Here is an 18,498-nt window from a genome sequence, read left to right as displayed (position 1 = left end):
GCCGGGTGCCGCAGCGTCGGGCGCATCGGGGGCCGCATCGCCGACACTCAATGCCACCACGCCGGGCGGCACCGGCAGCCGCCTCAATCTGACGCCGCTGCAGACGCCGGCCAGCGTCGAGATCATCACGGCGCAGACCATCGCCGAACGCGGCCAGCATAATGTGCTCGATGCCGTCACCCAGAACGCGGTAGGGTTCATCGCAATGCCGGCGCCCGGCAATGGCGGCCTGTCGTTCAGCACCCGTGGCTTTGCCGGCAGCAATTCGGTGATGACGCTGTATGACGGCACGCGCTTCTATATCGGCTCCGGTACCCTGACGTTCCCCTACGACACCTGGTCGACGCAACGCATCGAGGTGCTGCGCGGCCCGGCCTCGGTGCTGTACGGCGAGGGGGCGATCGGCGGCGTCATCAACGTGATCCCGAAGAAGCCGTTAGCCACGCCCTATAACGAGGCCGAGGTCTCGCTCGACAGCAACATGACGCGGCGGCTCTCGGTGGACAGCGCCGGTCCGATCAATCCCAATGTGTCGTACCGCATCAACGCCACCGGCAACATGTCGGACGGCTGGGTCGATCGCGACAAGACCTCGAATGCGGTGGTCTCCGCCGCCGTGCGCGTGCAGGCCTCGGACCATCTCGCCTTCACGCTGTCCGAGGACTACGGCGACCGCAGCCCGTCGCGCTATTTCGGTACGCCGCTGATCAACGGCTCGATCCAGGACACGCTGCGCTTCAAGAACTATAACGCATCCGACAGCGCGATCCGCTATCAGGACAGCTGGACCCAGTTCAAGACCGAATGGGATGTCGCCGACGGCATCAAGGTGAATAACACGCTGTATTATCTGACCAGCGAGCGGCACTGGCGCGACATCGAGAACTACACCTGGAATCCGAAGACCCAGCTGATCGATCGCACGAGCTATATCAAGATCTTCCACGACCAGAAGCAGCTCGGCAACCGGATGGATACGACCTTCAGCGGTCATGTGTTCGGGCTTGCGAACCAGTTCGTGGCCGGGTTCGACGTCAACCGGATCGATTTCACCCACACCAACAACTCGCCCTATGGCGGCGCATCGTCGGTCAATCCTTACGTGTTCGATCCCGGCTCATTCTTCGCGACGACGACGGCGACGACGCCAGGCTTCAACGCGATCGTCAATCAATACGCGCTGTTCGCCGAGGATCGGCTGTCGCTGACTGACCAGTTGTCACTCGTCACCGGCGTCAGGTACGATCGGCCCGAGGTCGATCGCACCGATTACAAGACGCCTTCAAACAGCTTTGAAACCACGCTGTCGGGAACGAGCTGGCGAACCGGGCTGGTCTACGAGCCGATCAAGAACCTTGCGTTCTATGGTCAGTACGCGGTCGGCGTCGATCCGGTCAGCAACCTGATCTCGCTGTCGACCTCGCAGAAGACCTTCCAACTCGCGACCGGCAAGCAGACCGAGGTCGGGGTCAAGCAGTCGTTCTGGGGCGGCCGCGGCGAGTGGACGCTGGCTGCTTACGAGATCGTCAAGACCGGCCTGACCATTCCCGATCCCAGCAATCCGACCGCCGGCCTGGCGCTGCAGATCGGACAGCAGTCATCGCGCGGCGTCGAAGGATCGGTCGGACTTGCGCTGAACGATGGCTGGCGCGTCGACGCCAATCTTGCGCTGCTGCGTGCCCGCTACGACAACAACAGCCAGGTGGTCGGCGGCAAGATCGTCAGCTACAACGGCAATGTCCCGGTCAACGTGCCGCAGCAGGTCTCGAACGTCTGGCTGACCTGGGATTTCGCGCCGAACTGGTCGGCCTCTGGCGGCGTGCAGATCGTCGGAGCGATGTACTCCGATCTTGCCAACACCCAGTTGCGGCCCGGCTACAACGTGGTCAATGGCGGCATCAAGTGGAAGCCGGATGACCGCACCACGGTCGCCTTCCGCGTCTACAATCTGTTCGACAAGGTCTACGCGGTGACCTCGAACGGCACGGGGCAGTGGCTGCTCGGCACGCCGCGCACCGCCGAACTGTCCGTCAACGTGAAGTTCTGATCATGCGCAAGGCTCTGATCCGGCGAGGGCGGCGGTGGCTCTATGTCGTCCATCGCTGGATCGGCATTGCGACGTGTCTCTTGTTCGCGATGTGGTTCATCTCCGGCCTCGTCATGATGTATGTGGCGTTTCCACGCCTCACCGACGGCGAGCGCCTCGCTGCGCTCCCCGTCATCCCTTGGAACAAGGTGCAGGTCGCGCCTGATCGTGCGATGGCGATCGCGGGCGCAGAGCATTATCCGCGTGATCTCCGGCTCTTGATGATGGACGACGTTCCGGTCTATCGCGTGACCGGCTGGAAGGGAGCCGCCGTCACCATTTCCGCAATCGATGGTCGCGTGGTCGACGGCGTTACGCCGGATCAGGCGTTGGCGATCGCCGCCCATCATCCGCATGCGGTGCGGCCGCAATTGCTCGACACTGTGACGCGAGATCAATGGTCGGTCACGGCGCGCTTCGATCCGCTGCGGCCGCTTTATCTGATCGGCCTTGGCGATGCCGATGGCACCGAGCTCTATGTCTCCGCGCGCAGCGGCGAGATCGCGCTCGACACCACGCGGCGCGAGCGCATCTGGAACTGGCTCGGCTCGATCCCGCACTGGATCTATCCGACCGTGCTGCGCAAGGACGGGCCGCTGTGGCGGAACGTGGTGCTGTGGATCTCGGGCGTGTGTCTGGTGGTCGCGGTCACCGGCTTCTGGATCGGCATCCTGCGCCTGCGGCTGACGCGCCGTTACGCTGATGGCGGCGTCTCGCCCTATCGCGGCTGGATGGCCTGGCATCACATCGCCGGCCTGATCGGCGGCATCTTCGTCCTCACCTGGATGTTCAGCGGCTGGTTGTCGCTCAATCCCGGCGGCGCGTTCTCCGGCCGCGGCATCGCCCGCGAGATCGCGACCGGCTACAGCGGCCATGATGCGCCCGACATCGTCGCTCGCTTGCAGTCGCCGCCGTCGGTGCCAGCAGTAGAGGCGCGCTTTGTCTGGATCGGCGGACACCCCCTGATGGTGCTCGACGACCGCAGCGGCCGTCGCAGACTCGCCGATCCCGCGACCGGCGCGCCGGTGAGGCTCTCGCAGGACGAGATCGTCGCGGCGGCGCGGGGCGCGATGCCGGGAGCTGCGATGACATCGGCGCGGCAGCTCGATGAACCGGACGCCTACTGGTACACGCTGCACCAGGTGCGCGAGCTCCCGGTGCTGCGGATCGGCTTCGATGATCCGGCCCACACCTGGCTGCATATTTCTCCGGTTACCGCCGAGATCCTCGACCGCAGCGACGACAGCCGCCGGTCCTATCGCTGGCTGTTCAACGCGCTGCACAGCCTGGATTTCCCGCTGCTGCTGCGCATCTGGCCGGCGCGCGACGTCGTGGTGTGGCTGCTGTCTGTGGTTGGCACGGTCGTCTCGGTCAGCGGTATCGTGATCGGATGGCGCCGGCTGCGGCGGCGGAAGGTGCGATCCCCGCGATCGGCACGTGCGGTCGCGAACCCGGCACGCGCGCCCTGACGGCCTGCGGCCCGCGATCGAAGCATCCGATGCAAGGGGATCGTGATGTGATCCCATGCTCGCCGCTCTGCGCGGTCGCCGCCGGTGTTAGCAGATTGTCATAATCTCTTTCTATGTTGCGCCTGCCGCTGACTTGACGAACGGCTGTATCGATCGCCGATGGATCGTGCTGTTCCGCCGGGGCTTGAGGATCAAGGCGGCGCCTCATGCACTTTGTTCAATGGTTCGGAAGATTGGGCTGCGCGCGAAGCATGATCGGATGTGGCAGCGCTTTCTCGCCCTGGTCATAGGCACTCTCGTTGCCGGGAATATCCAGACGGTAACGATGGCCGGGAGCCCTGAATCAGTTCGAACGCCGGCAACGGTCGATTTCGATATTGGGGGGCAACCCCTGGTCTCGGCGCTCGATGCCTACAGCGCGGCCACCGGTCTGCAGGTGGTGTATGACGCCACACTGGCCGGAGGACGCCGCGCGCAGGCCGTCAAGGGATCGATGACGCCTGACATGGCGTTGCAGGTTCTGCTCGAAGGAACCGGCCTGGTCGCGGTCTATGCCGCAGCGAACACCTTTACGATTGTGCCTGCGGCTACTGCGCCGCAGACGGCGCCGATGCGCAGCTTCATGCCATACCTTGCGGCGGTCCAGAGCAGCGTCGAGGAGGCATTCTGCCGGTCCGCGCTGACTGCGCCGGGTGGCTACCGGATCAAGTTCAGGTTCTGGATCGGGCATGCGGGCGAAGTGCTGCAGCCCCAGCTGCTTGGTTCGACCGACGACGGCGCGCGTGACCAGGCGATCACCACGATGCTGCGTGCCTTGGTGATTGGCCGGCCGCCGCCACCGGACATGCCGCAGCCCGTCACGATGGCGGTTACGCCGCGGCCGCCTTCCGAGACCGGCGACTGTGCTGCCCGTGATCCGCGGCGCCCGGGACTGGTCGCGCGATGACGGAGACCACCTGGACGACGCTTCGGCAGGTGCTCGTTGAGCGCTACGACGAGCTTCGCCGCCGCCTCGCAAGGCGTCTCGGCGACGAGAAGGCGCGCGAGACGCTGCACGAGACGTGGCTGCATCTGCGCGACAAGAATGGCCCGGGCGTGGTGGACAGCCCGATCGGCTACCTGCTGCGCAGCGCGCTCAATCTTGCGATCAGCCGGGAGCGCCAGGAGACGCGCCGGATCAAGCGGTTCGAGGTGCAGCCGATGCTTGAGATCGTCGATGCGGCGCCCGGGCCGGAACGGGAGGTCGAATCGCGCGAGCAGATTGCGCACCTGGAGCAGGTGCTCGAGGAGCTCACGCCGCGCCGCCGGACGATCCTGCTGGCATCCCGCCTGGAAGGCACCCCGCTGCGGGAAATCGCCGAGCGTCTTGGGGTTTCCCAGCGGCTGGTGGAGCTCGAACTGAAAGCCGCGCTCGAGCATTGCGCCAGGCGGTTTGGTAAAAAAGTCACAAGGCGTTTCGGTCCGGCACCGCGAGAAACGTCCTGATAGGAGAGCGTCAGAGTGTTGCGCATTTGGATGGAAGTGGTGCCGAGAGAAACGCCCGATCGATGACCCGTAGCGACGAACCGCCGGAGGAGCTGACCGCGATCGAGAGCGAGGCGCTTGCGCGCGTCCAGCGGCTGGGTTCGGGGCAGGCCTCGCGGCGGGACATCGAGGACGCCAAGCGCTGGGGCAGCCAGAGCAGCGCCCATTCCGAGGCGCTGGCGCAGGCCAGCCTGCTCTGGGATCAACTCGGCCCGGCCGGCGCCAATTTGTTGAAGCGGCGCGGCGATTCCATCCTGGCCGCGGTCAGGCCGCAGCCGCGAATAACGCGGCGGGCGGTGCTCGGAGGCGCGCTTGCGACCTCGGCTGCCGCCTATCTCGTGGTGTCGCCACCCCTGCAGCTGTGGCCGTCGCTGCGGGACGTCATGGCGGACTACCGCACCGCTGCCGGCGAGCAGCGCAAGCTCACGATCGATGGCGACGTCAAGGTGACGCTGAACACCGGAACCAGCGTCAACGTTCAGTCGGGCGAAGCCAGCCAGGATCGTATCGAGATCCTGACCGGGGAAGCGGTGATCGCGGCGGTCTCCGCGAACCGCGAGGTGCGTGTCGTTGCCGGCGACGGCGAGATGCGTGCGCGCCAGGCCCAATTCAACGTCCGCCACGAGCCGCACAGCACCTGCGTGACGTGTCTCGATGGTGAGGTGCAGGTCAGCCGTCACAGCGCCGTCGCGCTGCTGCGCGCCGGGCAGCAGGTCAGCTATGCGGCGCTTGGCCTCGCCGCGCCGATGGCGGTCGATCCCACCGAGGTGACGGCGTGGCGCGACGGAATGCTGATCTTTCATGACGCTCCGCTTGGCAACGTCGTGACGGAGATCAATCGCTACCGGCCGGGCAAGGTCATGGTGACGAATGCGGACCTGGAACGCCGTCTCGTCAACGGCCGGTTCCGCATCGATAATGTCGACGGTATCCTGAACATGTTCCAGCAAATTTTCGGCGCGAAGGCGCGACACCTGCCCGGTGGCATCGTGCTGCTGAGCTGATGTCGGACAAGCCATGAAAACGTGCGTCGCGTGTGCGCGGGGATTGTGATGCAGCGTGCGATTTTGTTGTTCGGTCCTGCCGATCAAATGGCGTCCTTGGAGACGAGAAGCCCGGCATACGGTCTCGCCGTGTGACGAGCGCCTGCGCAGATCCGGTCTGCGCAGCTTTCCGTCCGTTGTTCCCAGGGGACATCCCATGCCGTCTCGTCAGCGCGTTGCCCGCCGTTTCCGCTTCGATCAGCGCCGGGTCGCGCCGCTTCCTCCGCACCAGCGGATCGGATTGGCATCCCGCTCCATGCTGCTCGCGGGAACAAGCACGCTGGCGCTGCTGCTGACCGGGCTGGAGGGCGTGTCCGCGCGCCCGTTCGGCAATTTCGCGACGACGACGTCAGCGCCGACGATCGCGAGCGACGCTGCAACCGCTGCGGCCCAGCAGGCGACCGAAGTCGCCCGGCAAAGCCAGGGTGCGCTGACGCGCGCGACCCAGGCCATCCAGGCTGCACAATCCGCCGCGCGCAGCGCGGCTGCCGCCTCGCAGCGATCGACCACGTTGCCGCAAGTGGCGGTGCCCAACGGCCTTGCTGCGGGCGGGCTCCAGGTTGCGCCGGGCGCCACGCCGGGCTCGAGCCTCTGGCAAGGCGCCGCGCTGCCGAGCGAGACCGCAAGCGGCGGTCAGGCCACGGTCACCATCAATCAAACCGCGCCGCAGGCGATCCTCAACTGGCAGAGCTTCAACGTCGGCAGCCAGACCACGCTCAACTTCAACCAGCAGGCCGGCAGCTGGACTGCGCTGAACCGCGTGGTCGGCAACACCGGCCCGAGCCAGATCCTCGGCCGCATCACCGCGCCCGGTCAGGTGCTGGTGATCAATCAAAACGGCATCATCTTCGGTGGCGCGAGCCAGATCAATGTCGGCTCGCTGATCGCGTCCAGCGCCAACATCGCCGACAATCAGTTCCTCAATAACGGCATCTACTCGACCACGACCGGCAGCGGAGCAAATATCGTCTATGCGCCGAGCTTCACCGGCGCCGGCGGCAAGATCGTGGTCGAGAGCGGCGCGCTGATCACCACCAATGCGCCGTCCTCGACGACGGCGGGCGGCGGCTTCGTGCTGCTGATGGGCACCGAGGTCAACAATGCCGGCGCCATCACCACGCCGAAAGGGCAGACCCAGTTCGTGGCCGGCGACGATTTTGTCCTGCGCGCCGGTTTCGGCACCAACGCCAACCAGAACTCGACCACGCGCGGCAACGAGATCGCGCCAATGCTGCGCAGCGGAAGCGCCAGCGGCACGGTCACGAATACGGGTCTCGTGCTCGCCCAGCAGGGCGACATCACGCTGGCCGGCCATGCCGTCACCCAGGACGGCATCCTCGTCAGCGCGGCACCATCCATCTGCTCAACTCGGCGTCCGATGCCACCGGCAGCGTCACGCTGACCAATAACGGCATCAGCCTGATCCTGCCGGAGACCGATGCTGCCGCGGCGCTGATCTCCGGCATCGATCCGAACGCGACCGCGTTCAATTCGCAGCGCGATGCGCTGATCGCATCGGCCGGTCCCAATCAGCTGACCATCGGCCAGTTCGACAATCTCTCGAAGCTGTCCGATCGTCCCGATCAGTCGCGGATCGAGATCGTCACCGGCGGCACGATCGATTTCAGAAACGGCTCGCTGACCATGGCGCAGGGCGGCCAGGTGACGGCGTCCGCCGGCAAGCGCGTGTTCGCCGAGAGCGGCTCCGTCATCGACGTCTCCGGCACCACCGGCACTGCGCTGCCGGTGTCGGCCAATTCGATCAAGGTCAACGTCCAGGGCAACGAGCTGCGCGACAGCCCGCAGAATCGCGACAGTGGCACGCTGCTCAACAGCAACATGTGGATCGACGCCCGTGATCTCACTTTGGTGCCCGCCGGCACCGGTCGCTATGCGACGGACCGCTACTACACCGCGGGCGGACTCCTTGAGGTCTCGGGCTATCTGGACAACACCGGCCACAAGATCGGCGAATGGACCGCGGTCGGCGGCACCATCACGCTGTCGGCGCCGGAAGTGGTGGCGCAGCGAGGCTCGCTCTTCAACATCTCCGGCGGAGCGGTGCAGTATCAGAGCGGCTATGTGCGGCAGACGCTTCTGCTCGGCAATGACGGCCGCATCTACAATGCCGACGATGCGCCGGCCAACCTGACCTATATCGCGGTGGCGAACGGCTTCGTGGTCAATCACGCGCATTGGGGCGTCGTCGAGGTCTATCTCAGCCCATTCGGCAAGGGCAGCAGCCGCTGGGAGAACGGCTACACGGTGGGGCGCGATGCAGGCAGCCTCATTCTCGCGACCCCGACCTCGGTGTTCGAGGGTGCGATCCTTGCCAACGTAATCGACGGCGAAGCGCAGCTCGCCAAGCGCCCCGCTGCTGTCACCGACGGCTACAAGCTGACGCAGAACACCGCGCCGCTCGCCGGCACGCTGGCGCTCGGGCAGTACAACGGCTACGGCCTTGCCAACGCCTACAACACCGACGTGTCGTTCGGCAGCGTGGCGTCGATCGCAGGCAGCCTCGACGCGACCTCCGCGCTGCCGATCGGTCGCGTCAACACCGCCTATTTCGATGCGCCGACGCTCAACGGCTTCGGCCTCGGCGGCCTCAACATCAACACGGCGAACAAGATCTCCGTCAACGCGCCGCTGCAATTTGCGCCGGGCGCACAGGTCAAGCTGACCGCTCCGGCCGTCGATATCGCAGCCGACATCACCGCGCGCTCCGGCAGCGTCACGGTCAGCAACATTCTCACGACCGCAAGCGGCACGCTTGCGTTGACGAACGCGACCGGCGGAGCCTCGCTGACGCTGGAGTCCGGCGCCGTCATCGATACGCGCGGCCTGTGGATCAACGCGCAGACCGATCCGACTAGCATGTCGGGCCTCGGCTTCCTCGACGGCGGCAACGTCACCTTCGATTCGACGCAGAATGTCTCGCTTGCGGCAGGCAGCGTGATCGACGTGTCCTCCGGCGGAGCCGTTCTTGTCAACGGCAAGACGCGGGGCGGCAAGGGCGGCAACGTCTCGATCATCGCGGGTGACGCCCAGCAGAATGCCGGAACTCCGGGTGATGGAAATCTCGTTCTCGACGGTGCGATCCGCGCCTGGGGCGTCACGGGCGGCGGTACGCTGACGATCTCGACGCCCGGCAATGTCCTGATCGGCGACAACGCCGAATTGGCGGGCGGCATCCTGCCTGCCGGCATGCCGGCGCCCCTTGCCGTGAAGCTCAAGCAATCGCTCACAATTCCTGCAGGCCAGCCGCTGCCGACGGCGCTGACGCTGAACTTCACCACGCTGCTGTACGACGTGCCGATACCGGTTGACGTTACGATATCAGCCGTGCCGACGGTGCCGACCGGTGCGGATTGGGCAGTGCCGCAGGGCATGGATGGTCTCCAAAGCCGGGACAGCAATGGCCAGACCCATTATTGGGGCACCGGCGATGTGATCCCGGCCGGCACGGTCATCACCGGCTGGAGCGGCTCGGGCCGCATTTCGGCGGGAATCGTGATTCCTTCCAATGTCTTCCCCGCCGGCCTTCCGATTACGCCCTATCAGGTCACCTACGCCGCAGGATCAATCCAATCCACGCCGATGACTTATCCGGTCGGAGCCGTCATTCCAGCCGGCGCGGTGCTGCCGCAGACCGCTCAGATCGTGCCGGCATCGGCGCTCAATCCTTCGTTCTTCACCGCCGGCTTCTCCAGTTACGACATCAATGGCGGGCTCGGTGTCTTGGTGGCGAACAACACCGTGGTTGCGGCCGCGATGCCGGTCTATCGGTTCACGGCGAACAGCTATGGCGCAGCGACCGGCAGCGACCCATCGTCGGCGTTGACGCTGTGGACTCCACCGCTGTTCACGGCGGATCCCGTCAAGGCTGCCCTGACCCAGCGCGGCGGCGCGAACCTCACGCTGCGCTCGCTCATCAGATCCGGCACCGGCCCGCTCACGAGCGGCGGCGCGATCGTGGTTGGCGACGGCGCCTCGGTCAGCGTCGATCCGGGCCAGAGTATCAAGCTCGATGCCTTCGGTCAGATCAGCGTGTTCGGCAATCTCACCGCGCATGGCGGCAGCATCACTTTGGTCAATGATGCGTATGGTGCGCAAGTTCTGGCGGGTCTCAACTTCGACCTGAACGGCAACGGCCGCGGCGTTTCGATCTGGGTCGATGCTGCCGCCAAGCTCGATGTCTCGGGCCTTTCCTATCAGGCGTCCGATACGGCCGGACGTCTATTCGGGCGAGCGTCCGACGGCGGCTCCATCACCATCGACGGCGGCGGTACCTTCGTGATCGTGCGCCCCGGCGCCGAACTCAATGCCGACGGTACCCAGGTTGCGATCGATCTCGCGGCGGGCGGCGCAGCTTCGTCGAGCCGCCCTCAGACGGTCACAACGAATGGCGGCTTCGTTACGCTGGCATCGCAAAGCGGTCTCTATCTCGACGGCGATATCCACGCCTTCTCCGGCGGTGCCGGTGCGTCCGGCGGCAACCTCTCGATTGCGCTCACCACGCCGAACTTCAAGGGGAACATCTTCCCCACTGGCTTCCCGCCGTCCAATGTGGTCGTTCCAAGCGTGATGACCGTGGTGCAGGGGCGTCCGGATTCCGCGTTGCCGGCGGATATCACTCCGGGGACGGGGGCGTCGCATCTGGCGTTCGGCCAAGCGACCGTGAGCGCCGACATGGTCAAGGCCGGCGGGTTCGACAGCCTCACGCTCACGTCCGGCGATTACATGCAGTTCTCGGGCAATGTCTCGCTGGCGCTGGGCCGCAGCCTGACGGTGACGGCGGCAGCGTTCACCTCGGGTGCGCCGGTTTCCGGGCCGGTCGACTCCTCGATGCCAAGCGCCGCTGGCAGCGTGAAGTTGTCGGCGCCGTATATCCTGTTCACCGAACCGGCAGCGAATATCCCTGACGGCATCATCAGCGGCAGCATCCGCAATCCCGCCGGCGCAGCGTTGCCGACCACGGCCACGTTCGAGGCCGACGCAAATCAGATCGACATCCAGGGCCTCATTGGATTTTCGGCAAGATCGCCGAACAACATGTATGCGCCGGGATTCCTGACGACCAAGTTCGTCAGCCAGGGCGACATCCGCTTCCTGTCGATGCCCGGGGTGGTCGCGACCCAGCTGTCGACCGGCGGCAATCTGGAACTGCTTGCCGCGCAGATCTATCCCGCGACCAATGCCGTGGCCACCGTCATCGCAGGCAGTGGAAATCCCGACCCGACGACCACGCTGACCATCGGACGCACCACCGGCACCGTTCCGAATGCACCGCTGTCCGTGTTCGGCCAGCTCGCATTCCAGGCGCCGGTGATCGAGCAGGGCGGCATCGTCCGTGCGCCGCTCGGGCTCCTGACCTTCGGCCTGGGCTGGCCCGTCTTTACGCCACACGTCGATCTTTTGCCCGGCAGCGTAACCTCCGTCTCGATGGCAGGCCTGACCATTCCCTATGGCGGCACGATCGACGGCGTTACCTACAGCTATAACGGCGGTGCCATTCGTGCGGTCAGCCTGACCAACTTCAATAATAACGGGCCGCAAACGGGCATCATCCTGGATGGCCAGTCGATCAGCGTCGCGAACGGCGCGATCCTGGATTTGTCGGGGGGCGGCACGCTCACTGGTGCGGGCTTCGTCTCCGGACGCGGCGGCTCGGTCAACGTGATCAACACGCCGCTCGTCAACGCGAACCCGGCCACTCCTGTCAGCAAGGCGACCGACAAGGTCTACGCCATCCTGCCCGGCTATGGTTCATCCTACGCGCCGATTGCGCCCGAAAACGGTGCCGGCGATCCCGTGATTGGCCAGCAGGTCACCATTCCGTCCGGTGTCCCGGGACTGCCGGCGGGGACATATACGCTACTGCCGTCAAACTACGCGCTGCTGCCGGGCGCATACCGCGTCGAGCTCGGGGCCAGCACCACGACTCTGGCCGGCAATCCGATCACGATCGGCAACGGCACCTACGCCGCTTCGGTCACCACCGGCATCGCCAACACCGCGATCAAGGGCAGCCTGCCGGTGATGGCGCTGATCACCGCGGGCACATCCGTTCGCAAATATTCGCAATTCAACGAGCAGAATTACAGCGACTTCCTGCTTGCCAACGTGACGCAATTCGGCGGCGTGCGTCCGCTGCTGCCAAGCGATGGCAAGACGCTCGAGATCCAGTTCGAGATGCCGGACACCACCAACTCCGTCGGAGCCGCGCTCACGTTCAACGGAACGGCGCTGTTCCAAGGCGCACAGGGTGGTAACGCCGGTCAGGTGGCGTTGATGAATGTCGGCGAGATCTATGCCGATGCGCCGACGCCAGGCTTCACCCATACCTCGGTTGGTGCCGCCGACATCAATGCGCTCAAGGCGCCGCGCCTGCTGGTCAACGGAACCGTCACGATCGCCAACGGCACGCTGTTCCTCAATCAGCCCTACAGCCTGTCGGGAAATGACCTGTTCATCCGCGACGGCGTTTCGCTCTCCGCCGGCGAGATGTTCTTCATCGGCGGCAATATCAACGTCGGCAACAACGTGATGCTCAGCACGATCGGACAGGGTGCAGTCCCGTTCGATTCCGCGTCCACCGGCATGAGCTATACGTCGAGCCAGCTCACGGTCCTGGCGCTGTCCAACGGCGACATCAATTTCCTGCCCTCCAATGTCGGCAGCGGCTCGATCACCGTCGGCACCGGCGCGTCGCTCTACTCCGAAGGGACGCTGGCGCTGTCCACCAACGGCGCTTCGACGATCGATCCGACGGCCCATTTCGGATCGACCAACATCGCGCTCGCGGTCGGCACCATCAACATTGGCGACGCCGCGACGATCGCCGCGACCGGCGCACCGGCGGGCTTGCTGTTCGATCAGGCGCTGTTCAACACGCTGGTCCATGGTGATCCCCTGCATTATGCGCCGGCGTTGAAGACCATCACGCTTGCCGCGGCGAATTCGATCAACCTGTTCGGCGGCGCCGGCCTCGACGCCACCGGCAGCGGCGTCAATCTGGTGCTGAACGCGTCGGCGATCTACGGCTATGGTGCAGCCGGTGACAGCTCCACGATCGCCGCCAGCAAGATTACGTGGAACGGCATCGGCGGGGCGACGCCGCCGGCCGTCGCCGCGGGCGGGCCGGGCACCGGGGCCGGCACGCTCAACCTCGTCGCCGATGAGATCGATTTCGGCCGGTTCGCTTCGCTCGACACCTCGACTGCGAGCCGCGTGATCTACGGCTTCGGCAATGTCAACATCACCGGCAACGCCCGGATCGTCTCGGCCGGCAACAGCAAGCTGTTCGTCTATCAGTCGCCGAGCTCGGATCCATCAGCCGTATTCGGCCAGAGCGGCACCGGCGGCAACCTGACGCTGACGACGCCGCTTCTCACCGGCGCACAGAAGTCGATCATGGCCTATGCCGCGGGCGGCGCGCTGAATGTGGTTACGCCTGCGGGTCTTGCGGCAAGCACGGCGAGCTCCACCGTGGCCGGCGCCGAGATCGACCTGACCGGCGGCAGCGTCGGGATCGGCAGCACGATCCTGCTGCCGAGCGGCAAACTGGTCGTCAATGCGACTGATGATATCGTGCTCGGGTCCACAAGCCGTATCGATCTGGCTGGTCGGCCGTCCACGATCCAGCGGGCAACCGTCTATGGCTTCGGCGGCACCGCGATCTTCAACAGCGCGCAAGGTGGTCTGACGCAGCTTGCCGGCTCCGTGATCGATGTTTCCGCGACCAACGCCGGTGCCGGGTCGATCAGCGTCGCGGCGGCGAACGGATCTGTCGCGCTCGGCGGCGCGCTCAATGGTGCCGCGACAAATGGCTACGCCAGCGGCGATTTCAGCGTAACGGCCGGCCGGCTGTCCAGCGCGGATTTCGCCACGCTCAATGCGCTGCTGACCCAGGGCGGATTCTTCGATGCCCGCGGCTTCGATATCAGGAATGGCGACCTGGTCGTCGGCGACGGCGTGACGGCCAGCAACGTCGCGATTGCCGTCGACAATGGCAGCCTGTTCGTCGCCGGCCGCATCGATGCGTCGGGCGCCGTGCCGGGCACCATCCGGCTCTCGGCCGGCAACGGGCTTGCGCTTGCACCGACCGCCGTGCTCGACGTTCACAGCACGGTGCTGCAGGTCGACAGCTACGGCCAGCCGATCGAGGCGAAGAACCGCGGCCATATCGAATTGACCGCGGCGGGCGGCGTGCTCACGCTGTCGCCGGGCGCGACCATGGATCTCTCGGCGCCGAACGGCGTTGCCTATGGCGACGTCGTGCTGAACGCGCAGCGCACCGGCGAGACCTCGGGCGATATCGCCATCAACGCGGCGGCTCCGCTCAACATCAGGGGCGCATACAGCATCGCGCTCAACGCATTCTGGACCTATGACCTGCCGGGCGGCAGCACCATCAGTCAGACGACGCTCGACGGCTACGACACCGCAAGCACGGCCTTCATCAATGCCGCGGTGGCCAATGCCGGATTGGCGACGCGCGTTGCGGGCCTGTCTGCCTATGGCAGCACCTACCACCTGCGGCCGGGCGTCCAGATCACATCGAGTGGCGACCTGTCGACATCAGGCGATATCGACCTTGCCAAATATCGCTACGGAGCGCGCGCGGATCGTGATCCGAATTCGGCAACATACGGCGCGGGTGAACCGATGGCGCTGGTGATCCGCGCCGGCGGCAATCTGACGGTCAAGGGAAGCATCTCCGACGGGTTCAGGGCCTCGCCGGGCATGCCGGCGAGCATCACGATCTTCGATATCACCAACAGCGCGTTGTTCGGCCAACGCTCGTCCAACGGTTACACTTACTGGTTCGGCGACCAGAGCGATGTCTACGTCGTGAACAATTGGACGGTTCCGAACGACGCCTTCTACAATTGGTGGATCAACAACTGGTGGGGTCCCTTCGTCGACGCCAACAACAACTCCTACAACCCCGGAGATACGATCCCGGCCGGTACGATGCTGAGTGCCAGCAACAGCTACGGGTTCGCGTTTGAGCCTGGCAACATGCCGACTGTCGCGGTGGTGACGAGCCCTGCAATTCCTGCGGCTGCAGCTACAACTGCGGGCGCCCAGTTGCTCGCGCCAGGCTCGCTCTCCGCGTCGATTCGCATCGTCGCCGGTGCAGATCTCGCTGCCGCCGACCAGCGCGCGTTGCAGACGACGCAGGTGCTCAACGGCAGCGGCAACCTGACCCTGAACGATTCGACCTACAATCCGTCGCGTAACGGCACGTTCTTCAGCGTGCTGCGTACCGGCACCGGAAATCTCGACCTGATGGCCGGCGGCAGCTTCAGCGAGGCTACGCCATATGGCGTCTATACGGCCGGCACGCAGGCGGCGCCGATCCTGGCAGCCGACGGCAGTAATCCCTTCGATCTTGTCGGTGTCACAAGCAGCGGCAATTCCCACGCCTGGTATCCCGAGCATGGCGGCGACCTCCTGCTCACCGCGCAACGGGATATCACCGGCAATATCCAGATCGCGGACAACAACGTCCGCTTTGCCGACTCCAACCTCACCTCCAACTGGCTCCGGCTGCAAGGCGGGGGCTCCTCTGCCGATCCCGCGGCGTGGTGGATCAATTTCGGCGCGCTCGCGAAGACCGGCGCCTGGAACAACAACCAGCAACTCATCGGCTTCCAGGGCATCGGTACGCTCGGCGGCGGCAACCTCACTCTGATCGCAGGCGGCAATGCCGGCGTGACCGGCAACAGTTCGACCGGCCTCGATCTCGCGGTCGCCTCGACCGGCCGTGTTCTGCCAAACGGCAGGCTGGTGTCGACCGGTGGTGGCGATCTCGTCGTGAAGGTCGGCGGCGGATTGAATCCGGTGATCCCGACCACCCCTTTCGGACCGCAGCCGGACTACTATGGATCAATCACCAATCTGCGCGGCAACATTACCATCAGCGCCGGTTCCGTCGGTGCGCTGGCTCAGAATACCTGGGGCACCTCGATGGTTTCGTACGATCCGCGCGCGGCCGATCCAAACGTCTTCAAGCGTTCGCTCAGCATCGGTCCGCTCTTCATACCGGGTGACGGCAGCGTCAGCATCGTCGCGCGTGGTGACCTGGTGCTGGGCGGTGCGGGTGATGCGGGCATGGCCGCACAGGTCGATCTGAACGGCATCGCCTACACGGTGCGGAATGCGGACGGCAGCACGACGCTGAAGAGCCACGGGCAGTCGAACTTCACGTTGTGGACGGCATCGACCGCGATCAATCTCTACGCGGCCGGCGGCGACGCGGCGGTGTTGAACGGCATCTCCGCCAACGGCACCGGCTTCTTCCCGGGAACGCTGATTGCTGCAGCCGCCAATGGAGATATCCGGTTCTCGGAGGGTGCTGCGGCGATCGAGCTGATCCCATCGCCGCTCGGCCAGCTTGAACTGCTGGCCGCCGGTTCGATCTACGGCACCAGCCAGGTGGTGGCGATGTCCGGCGCGGGCATGTACACGCTGGCGACACCGTTCAATCCGGTATTCAGCACAGGCACCGGCGGCGGCGGTACCAACAACGCCTGGGCCAACGCCGGTTTCCGCGACAATTCGCTAAGTCCGATCGCCTTTGGCGAGGATCTGCCGATCTCCAATCTGCATGCCGGCGACAGCCAACCGGCCCTCGTCTACGCCGGTGTCGACATCGCCGATCTTACACTTGGACAGACCCAGGCGAAGACGCGAACGTTCTCCTCGGGTTTCACTCCCACCCATAGCACCTGGTATATCGCCGCCAAGCCGTTCGAGGTGATCGCCGGACGCGATATCGTCGGCACCGGTCCCGTGGCCAGCGTATTCCTGAACAACGGGCCGAACGACATCTCCCTGATGCAGGCCGGCCGCGATATCTTCTATCAATCGGTCACCGTCGCCGGCCCAGGTCTGCTGCAGCTGCAGGCCGGCCGCAACCTGTACCAGGGCTACTACGGCTCGCTGGTCAGCGTTGGTGATATCGTCAATCAATCCAACACCACGGGCGGTGCGGGCATCGTCACGATCGCCGGTGTCGGCGCCAGCGGCCCCGACTACGCCGATTTCGCCAGGCTGTATTTCAATGCCGCGAACCAGCTCCCCGGCGACGGCCGGCCGCTCGCAGGCAGCGGCAAGGTGGCAAAGACCTACGCCGACGAATTGTACGACTGGCTGCGCGATCGCTTCTCGCCGAGCCGGAACTATTCGCATGACGGCCAGCTCTACGTCTTCACCGGTACGAAGGAAGATGCGCTCAGCTTCTTCCTGGCGCTGCCGATGGAGCAGCAGGGCGTGTTTGTCCGCCAGGTCTACTATGCGGAGTTGAGGGAAGGCGGCCGCGAGTACAACAACAGGGACAGCAGCCGTTACGGCAGCTATCTGCGTGGCCGTCAGGCGATCGCCACGCTGTTCCCGGATCAGGATGCGTCAGGCAATCCAGTCCCGTATTCGGGCAACATCACCCTGTTCAGCGGCGTCGCCAAGAAGAGCGACGGCACGACGTATCTGGCCGATGCAGGCATTCAGACGCAGTTCGGCGGCGACATCCAGATCCTCAATCCCGGCGGACAGACGATCATCGGGGTCGAGGGCGTGACGCCGGGGCCCGGCGCGGGCCTGATCACCCAAGGGCAGGGCGACATCGACGTCTATTCGCTCGGCAGCGTGCTGCTTGGCCAGAGCCGCATCATGACGACGTTCGGCGGCAACATCATCGCGTGGTCGGCGACCGGCGACATCAATGCCGGCCGCGGCTCGAAGACGACGACGATCTTCACGCCGCCCAAGCGCACTTACGACCCCTATGGCAGCGTCAAGCTGTCGCCGAGCGTGCCATCGACAGGCGCGGGCATCGCGACGCTCAATCCGATTCCCGAAGTGCCGCCCGGAAATATCGACCTGATCGCGCCGCTCGGCACCATCGATGCAGGCGAGGCCGGCATCCGCGTCTCGGGCAACGTCAACCTCGCGGCGCTGCAGGTGGTCAACGCCGCCAACATCCAGGTGCAGGGCACGTCGACCGGCATTCCGACGGTGCAGGGGCCGCCCGTCGGCGCGCTGACAGCCGCGTCGAACACCACCGCCGCCAGCCAGCAGGCGGTGCCGCCACCGCCAAAGAACAACGACCAGCCCTCGATCATCATCGTCGAAGTCATGGGCTACGGCGGCGGCGGTGGCGATGACGAGACCCAGCCGGAGGAGACGCCGGAGCAGAAGCGCAAGCGGCGCGAGAAACAGACCTACAACGAGAACAGCGCCTTCCAGGTCATCGGCCTCGGCGACGCAACGGGCCCGTCGGGCAGGTGAGGGCAGGGAGCGGGATCGCGGCCGGGGAAGAGCGACAGCGCGATGCAAATCTCGCTGTCGCAGCAGCGCAACGGCTCGC

Annotated in this window: 7 protein-coding genes; all 7 read left to right on the top strand. The window is 65.4% G+C overall.

Annotated elements, in window-relative coordinates; all coding sequences use genetic code 11:
- Nucleotides 1-2,047: TonB-dependent receptor (locus tag AC628_RS28305; protein WP_074130065.1), on the top strand; the 2,047-nt coding region annotated here is incomplete at its 5' end.
- Nucleotides 2,048-2,049: 2 nt separating this feature from the next.
- A complete protein-coding gene (locus AC628_RS28300; protein ID WP_074130064.1) occupies nucleotides 2,050-3,555 on the top strand; it encodes a PepSY domain-containing protein in 1,506 nt (501 codons plus the stop codon).
- Between the two features lie 220 nt (nucleotides 3,556-3,775).
- On the top strand, nucleotides 3,776-4,501 hold the full coding sequence (locus tag AC628_RS28295; protein WP_074130063.1) for an STN domain-containing protein: 726 nt from the start codon (nucleotides 3,776-3,778) through the stop codon (nucleotides 4,499-4,501).
- Nucleotides 4,498-5,040 (top strand): RNA polymerase sigma factor, encoded by a 543-nt coding sequence (locus AC628_RS28290; RefSeq protein WP_074130062.1) that lies wholly within the window; start codon nucleotides 4,498-4,500, stop codon nucleotides 5,038-5,040. The genes AC628_RS28295 and AC628_RS28290 overlap by 4 nt, the downstream gene beginning before the upstream one ends.
- Before the next feature lie 62 nt (nucleotides 5,041-5,102).
- On the top strand, nucleotides 5,103-6,083 hold the full coding sequence (locus AC628_RS28285; RefSeq protein WP_074130061.1) for a FecR family protein: 981 nt from the start codon (nucleotides 5,103-5,105) through the stop codon (nucleotides 6,081-6,083).
- Between the two features lie 196 nt (nucleotides 6,084-6,279).
- Nucleotides 6,280-7,524: a filamentous hemagglutinin N-terminal domain-containing protein gene (locus AC628_RS28280; protein ID WP_083633171.1), complete on the top strand. Its 1,245-nt coding sequence runs from the start codon at nucleotides 6,280-6,282 to the stop codon at nucleotides 7,522-7,524.
- A 242-nt stretch (nucleotides 7,525-7,766) separates the two neighbouring features.
- On the top strand, nucleotides 7,767-18,419 hold the full coding sequence (locus AC628_RS28270) for a filamentous hemagglutinin family protein (RefSeq protein ID WP_074130058.1): 10,653 nt from the start codon (nucleotides 7,767-7,769) through the stop codon (nucleotides 18,417-18,419).
- Nucleotides 18,420-18,498: the final 79 nt, after the last annotated feature.

The sequence above is a fragment of the Bradyrhizobium sp. NAS96.2 genome, assembly GCF_001908235.1.
GTDB lineage: Bacteria > Pseudomonadota > Alphaproteobacteria > Rhizobiales > Xanthobacteraceae > Bradyrhizobium.
The sequence above is the reverse complement of the archived record's forward strand: the minus strand, read 5'-3'. Positions and strand labels throughout refer to the sequence as shown.